A 5,304-nucleotide genomic window follows, 5' to 3' on the forward strand; every position below is an offset into this window, starting at 1 on the left:
CCCCAGCCCCGCGCCGGCGCCGAACCCCCGCCCTGGGAAGACGACGACGACTTCGATCGCGACGACGACGACGAACGCTAAACTTGACACTGTAAATTTACAGCCGCACCCTCGCCTCACCTTGAGGGAGGTTTCCATGACCAGCCTGCTCGCCGCCGCCGCGTTCTTCGTCCTGCTGCACCTGCTCGTCTCCGGCACCCGCGTCCGTGACGCCATCGCCGGCAAGATCGGAGACGGCCCATACATGGGCCTGTTCTCCCTGGCCTCCATCGCCGGCCTCGCCTGGCTGGGCTTCGGCTATGCGGCGGCGCGCACCGCGCCCTGGAACGCCGCCTATTGGGACATCACCCCGGCCACCCGCCACATCCAGCTCGGCCTGATGCTGATCGCCGTGATCTTCATCGTCGTCGGCCTGACGACCCCCAACCCCACCAGCGTCAAGCAGGAGGGCGCCCTGGAGCGGCCCGACGTGGTCAAGGGCATGCTGCGCATCACCCGCCATCCGTTCCTTTGGGGCGTGGCGCTGTGGGGCCTGGGCCACCTGATCGTCAACGGCGACCGGGCCGGCATCGTCCTCTTCGCCGCCATGCTGATCCTGGCCCTGTTCGGAACCGCCAGCATCGACGCCAAGCGCAAGCGCGCCCTCGGTCCCAGCTGGGACGCCTTCGCCGCCCAGACCTCCAACATCCCCTTCGCCGCCATCCTGGCCGGCCGCCAGTCCCTGAAGATCGGCGAGATCGGCTGGTGGCGCATCGCCGTGGCCCTGGTGATCTATGCGGCGCTGGCCTTCGGCCACCCCTACCTGTTCGGGGCGCCCGCCCTGTCCTGATCGCGGGCGGGTCGCCCGCCGATGCGCGGGCCAGCCCCTTGACACTGACCACCGGTCAGTAACTAATGACCATCGGTCAATAAGGACGACCCGATGGACAAGCCGCCGAGGCGCCGCCTCAAACCCGAGGCGCGGAAACTGGAGATCGTCGAAGCCGCCGAGCGCCTGCTCCAGGCGCACGGCGAGCGCGTGCGGGTCGAGGACGTGGTCCGCGAGGCCGGCGTCGCGAAGGGCACCTTCTTCCTCTACTTCCCCACCTGGGACGACCTGCTCGAGACGGTGCGCCAGCGGCTGGTGGCCGACTTCGACACCAGCTACCCCCTGCCCACCGAGGTCGACCGCCCGGTCGACTGGCCCAGTGTCCTGGAAACCCAGGCCACAGCCTTCATCGACTTCGCCGCCGCCCGCCAGGGCATCGGCCAGGCCCTCTTCCATTCCGATTTCGCCGATCGCCGGACCACGGCCGACAACGCCATCGTGCGGCTCTCCGCCGTGATCCGCGCGGGCCAGGAGGCGCAGGCCTTCGGACCCGTCGATCCGGAACCCACCGCCCTGCTGATCTTCGCCGGCATCGACGAAGCGGCCCGCGCGGTGGCCGCCGGCGCCGACCGCACGGCCATCGTGTCGGCGCTGCAAGTCCTGCTCCGGCGCACCCTCGCGCCATGACAACCCTCGGGAGGAACCCCCATGAGTGAGAACCTTGTGAACGTCCGCTACATGGTCAGCGACGTGCAGGCGTCCGTTGACTGGTACGTCGACAATCTGGGCTTCAGCGTCCACCTCAACGCCGCCCCGGCCTTCGCCTCGGTCGGGCACGGCGCACTGAGACTGCTGCTGAGCGGAAAGGCCGCCTCTGCGGGCCGGCCCATGCCCGACGGCCGTCAGCCCGAGCCCGGCGGCTGGAACCGCTTCCAGCACATCGTCGAGGACATCGGCGCCGAGGTCGAACGCCTGCGCGCCCGGGGCGTCAGCTTCCGCAATGACATCGTCGTCGGGCCTGGCGGTTCGCAGATCCTGGCGGAGGATCCCTCGGGGAACGTGGTCGAGCTGTTCCAGCCGGCGGCCCGAGCCTGATCCCCGGCGGTTCCCCCGGACGCAGCGGCTAGCCCGGGCATCCTCGGTCGGATAGCTCGGCCAGCAGAGCGTCGATGCGGCTGGCGAGCGCCGCCTTTGCCTGGGGAAACTGGCTGTTCCACGAGGGTATGTCCCACACGCGGGCCCCGGCGAGGCCGGGCGCCTGCGCGGCCTCGTCAAACGCGACGACAATGTCGACGCCGACCAGATCGCGCGGCGTGAGGGCGCGGAGCGGTTCAGCGCCCGGATCAACCCCCTCGCGCCGTAGATTGACCGCCAACTGCGGCGAGACGTGATCCGCGGGATGGACGCCGCGCGACTGCACCTCCAGGGCCAGGCCGCGCTCCACCGCGCCGCGCTTGAGGTATTCGCGCGCGATGGCGCTCTTCACCGTCCCGGCCGGACAAACAAACAGAACCCTGGGCGGTGGACAGGAGCGGGCAGCCGCCGGCCCCGCGAACATCACGAGGCCAAGGAGGACCCCGCGCCGGGAAGGTGCGAGGGTCATGCAAAGCTCCCCACGACATGGATGGCGACACCCATCCCGGCGCAGCCGAGCAGCACCGGGATGACCCCGATCTTCAACCGGAACAGCGCGACGGCCGCCAGCAGGCTGAGCACGACCGCCGCCGCGTCGATGCTTCCAAGCGTCGGCAGATCGAGGGTGACGGGCCCCATCTGAACCTCTTCGACCTCATGGAAAAGGACGTGCAGGGCGAACCAGACCGCCAGGTTGAGGATCACCCCCACCACGGCGGCGCTGATCGCCGCCAGCGCCGCGTTCAGGGCCCTGGCGTCTCGCAGTTTCTCCATGAAGGGCGCGCCGACGAAGATCCACAGGAAGCAGGGCGCGAAGGTGACCCAGGTGGTGAGCACCCCGCCCAGCACGCCGGCCAGCAGCGGCGAAAGCCCGCCGGGGCTGCGGAACGCCCCGAGGAAGCCGACGAACTGGGTGACGATGATCAGCGGGCCAGGCGTCGTTTCCGCCATGCCCAGGCCATCGAGCATTTCGCCGGGCTTGAGCCAGCCATAGGTCTGGACGGCCTCCTGGGCGACATAGGCGAGGACCGCGTAGGCGCCGCCGAAGGTCACCACGGCCATCTTCGAGAAGAACACCGCGATCTGGCTGAACACGTTGTCGGGGCCAAGGGTGACCAGCAGGATCAACACAGGCCCCAGCCACAAGGCTGCGAGCACCGCGCCGATCTTCAGCGACCAGCGCCAGCCCGGCGCGGCGTGGGCGGGCGCCTCGATCCCGAGCGCGCTTTGCGCGTCGTCGTAGAGGTCTTCCTGGCCCGAGCCATGCCCGCCGACCGCGAAGGCGGTGGAGCCTGCCCGCGCGCCGAAGAACCCGATCAGCCCGGCGGCCAGGATGATCAGCGGGAACGGTGTGTGGAAGAGGAAGATCGCGACGAACGCCGCCGCGGCGATCCCCAGCAAGACCCGGTTGCGCAGGGACCGTTTGCCCACCCGCACCACCGCCTGCACGACGATGGCCAGCACCGCGGCCTTCAGTCCGAAGAACAGCGCCGAGACCACCCCCACCCCGCCCAGCAGGGCGTAGAGGACGCTGAGGCCCATGATCGCCAGGAAGCCGGGCAGGACAAACAGCAGCCCCGCCATCAACCCGCCGGCCAATCCGTGCATCAGCCAGCCGATATAGATGGCCAGCTGCTGGGCCTCTGGGCCGGGCAACAGCATGCAGTAGTTGAGAGCGTGCAGGAACCGGCGCTCCCCGACCCAGCGCTTCTCCTCCACCAGGATGCGATGCATCACCGCGATCTGGCCCGCGGGGCCGCCGAAGCTGAGCGCCGCGATCCGCGTCCAGACCTTGGTCGCCTCGCCGAAGCCCACACCGTGGGCCGGAACCTCAAATCTCAGGGTCATTACGCACGCTCCCGTCCGGCCAGACGCCGAAGTCGTAGGAGCGGGTCTTGGACGGCGAACCGTCTAGACCGGGCGCCCGCATCGGCCCGGTGAGCGCAAGATCGCCGGTTCGGCTCACCCTGGCAAGACGATCACAAAAACTTCGCCAGATCGCTGGGCTCCGCGAACTCCAGCGCCTCGGGACGAGGCTCGCCCTCTGGTCTTCACCCCAGCGCGACCTTGCGGCTTAGGCTATCGCCCGCAACCCCTTCGCCTTCACCAAGCTCAGCAGCTTCAGCGACGGTCCGTCCGGCCGCTTCTCGCCGCGTTCCCACTTGCTGACCGCATCCTTGCGGACGTTCAGGTAGCTCGCGAACACCGGCTGGGAGACCTGCTCGCGCTCCCGCAGCCCCTTGATCTCCTCCGGCGACATCGGCGTCACCGGCGTCAGGCACAGGGCGTCGAACTCGCGCATGGTCGCCTTGTCGATGACGCCCGCACGGTGGAGGCCGTCCGCGGTCTTGTGGACCGTGCCGAGAATGCCGCCCTCAGTCTTACTTGCCGTCTTCGCCATCGTTCCTGACCTCCGCAATCTCACCGGCGGCGCTCGCCACGCCCAAGGCCTCGGCGTCGAGGCCGAGGAAGGTGGCGGCCAAGGCCTTCAACGCCTTAAGTTCCTTGGGCGTGATGTTCGCCTTCTCGTTCTTGCCAAAGCCGTGGACGAAAAAGCTGTGTCCGCCGACCTTGAACAGAATGATCGTCCGAAAGCCGCCGGACTTGCCGGCGCCTTCTCGGGCGATCCGCTGCTTGAACACGCCGCCGCCGAGATCGGCGTCCCATTGACCGGACGCCACGGCCTTGGCCGCTTCGAGCAACTCCGCGCTTCCCAAATCCGCCTTGCGGGCGAACCTCGAAAATTCCTTGGTCTTGTAGACGCTCACCGGATCACAACATCCCGTCTGACATAGCTCTAAGAGCTATGTTTTTCAAGCGCGACACTTCACCTCCGCTCAGTGGTAGGCGTTGGGTTCACCCCAGCGCGAAATCCACCCCCGCCTGCGCATGCACCAGTGCGGTATCCACCACCGGCACGGCGAGGTCCTCAGGCGCCAGCAGCAGCCCGATCTCCGTACAGCCGAAGATCACGCAGTCGCCCCCCTCCGCCCTGGCGATCATCGACAGAACCTCGGCCTTCGACGCCGCCGAGATCACGCCCTGGCAGAGCTCGTCATAGATGATGGCGTGCAGCCGGTCGCGGTCGGCCAGGTCGGGCACGAGCGCCTCGATCCCCTGCCCCGCCAGCCGTCCGCGATAGAAGTCCTTCTCCATCGTGAACTTGGTCGCCAGCAGCAGCGGCCGCGAGCAGCCCGCCGCCTTCACCGCGTCGGCTGTCGCATCGGCGATGTGGATCACCGGCACGCTCACCGCCGCCTGCACCTGATCGGCCACCAGGTGCATGGTGTTGGCGCAGATCAGGATGGCGTCGGCGCCCGCCCCCTCCAGCCGCCGGGCCGCGTCGGCCAGCACCGCGCCCG

Annotated in this window: 8 protein-coding genes; 3 read left to right on the plus strand and 5 right to left on the minus strand. The window is 68.7% G+C overall.

What is annotated here, in order from left to right; all coding sequences use genetic code 11:
• Positions 1-136: 136 nt before the first annotated feature.
• The 3 genes from AAC997_RS11745 (at position 137) to AAC997_RS11755 (ending at position 1,903) form a co-directional block, all read left to right on the plus strand.
• On the plus strand, positions 137-829 hold the full coding sequence (locus tag AAC997_RS11745) for an NnrU family protein (protein ID WP_340645883.1): 693 nt from the start codon (positions 137-139) through the stop codon (positions 827-829).
• A gap of 93 nt (positions 830-922) precedes the next feature.
• Entirely contained in the window at positions 923-1,495 is a 573-nt protein-coding gene (locus AAC997_RS11750) for a helix-turn-helix domain-containing protein (RefSeq protein WP_340645884.1), read from the plus strand.
• A gap of 21 nt (positions 1,496-1,516) precedes the next feature.
• Positions 1,517-1,903, plus strand: coding sequence for a VOC family protein (locus AAC997_RS11755; protein ID WP_340645885.1), 387 nt, complete (start codon positions 1,517-1,519; stop codon positions 1,901-1,903).
• Between the two features lie 28 nt (positions 1,904-1,931).
• On the opposite strand, the gene AAC997_RS11760 is transcribed toward AAC997_RS11755, so the two are convergent.
• The 5 genes from AAC997_RS11760 to AAC997_RS11780 all read right to left on the minus strand — a co-directional run.
• Positions 1,932-2,411, minus strand: coding sequence for a hypothetical protein (locus AAC997_RS11760; RefSeq protein WP_340645886.1), 480 nt, complete (start codon positions 2,409-2,411; stop codon positions 1,932-1,934).
• Positions 2,408-3,790 carry a chromate efflux transporter gene (chrA, locus tag AAC997_RS11765; protein ID WP_340645887.1) on the minus strand — a complete coding sequence of 461 codons (1,383 nt, stop codon included), beginning with the start codon at positions 3,788-3,790 and terminating at the stop codon, positions 2,408-2,410. Before chrA ends, AAC997_RS11760 begins: the two co-directional genes overlap by 4 nt.
• 226 nt (positions 3,791-4,016) lie before the next feature.
• Positions 4,017-4,343: a DNA-binding transcriptional regulator gene (locus AAC997_RS11770; protein ID WP_340645888.1), complete on the minus strand. Its 327-nt coding sequence runs from the start codon at positions 4,341-4,343 to the stop codon at positions 4,017-4,019.
• The gene (locus tag AAC997_RS11775; RefSeq protein ID WP_340645889.1) at positions 4,324-4,710 is read right to left on the minus strand and encodes a type II toxin-antitoxin system RelE/ParE family toxin; all 387 of its coding nucleotides are present in this window, start codon (positions 4,708-4,710) and stop codon (positions 4,324-4,326) included. The genes AAC997_RS11770 and AAC997_RS11775 overlap by 20 nt, the downstream gene beginning before the upstream one ends.
• A gap of 88 nt (positions 4,711-4,798) precedes the next feature.
• On the minus strand, positions 4,799-5,304 hold a 506-nt coding region (locus AAC997_RS11780), incomplete at its 5' end, for an amino acid racemase (RefSeq protein ID WP_340645890.1).

Origin of the sequence: Phenylobacterium sp. (assembly GCF_037968635.1) — a bacterium.
Taxonomy (GTDB): domain Bacteria; phylum Pseudomonadota; class Alphaproteobacteria; order Caulobacterales; family Caulobacteraceae; genus Phenylobacterium.